At 61.9% G+C, this 619-nt stretch carries 1 protein-coding gene; it reads left to right on the top strand.

Features of this window, described 5'->3' with window-relative positions:
- Positions 1-619 (top strand): immunoglobulin-like domain-containing protein (locus CAY82_RS24930; RefSeq protein WP_140399159.1); only part of this gene is annotated, 619 nt, incomplete at both ends.

A 619-nucleotide genomic window follows, 5' to 3' on the forward strand; every position in this document is an offset into this window, starting at 1 on the left:
TGGGCGGCGACGCTTCGGTTCAGGTGACTGACACCACCGACGAAGTGGTGGCCAAGCTGACCGCGACCCCTTCGGTCACCGAAGGCGGCGAGATCACCTACACCATCACGCTGACCAACAAAGACGGTCTGCCGATCAATAACCACTCGGCCCTGACCTTCACGCTGAGCGACGGCAAGACGGTTATCACCGTACCGGCCAACGGCACGACGGGTTCGGTCACTGTGACTGCGCCGGACAACGTCTACACCGGCACCAACGACCCTGTGGTCAAATCGATCGCCTCGGTCACTGGCGCTGACGTCGGCAAGTTCGAGCAGTTGACCCTGGACAAGACTCCGGTCAGCACCACCGTCACCGACGAGCCGGGTACTCCGGGCAACGAAGGCGACCTGGTACAGGTCACCATCACTGCCGATCAGGCGTCGGTGGCCGAGAACGTCAATCCGACCTTCACCGTGCACATCAACCAGGCGCTGGCCCATGACCTGGTCGTGACCCTGAGCAACAACGCCCAGGTCACCATCAAGGCTGGCGAAACCAGTGCACCGTACACCCATGCTGCACAGGGCGATGACGTCTATAACGACGCTGGCCAGATCAGCCTGGGCATCAAGTC

This window comes from Pseudomonas sp. SID14000 (genome assembly GCF_002165135.1).
In the GTDB taxonomy this organism is placed as follows: domain Bacteria; phylum Pseudomonadota; class Gammaproteobacteria; order Pseudomonadales; family Pseudomonadaceae; genus Aquipseudomonas.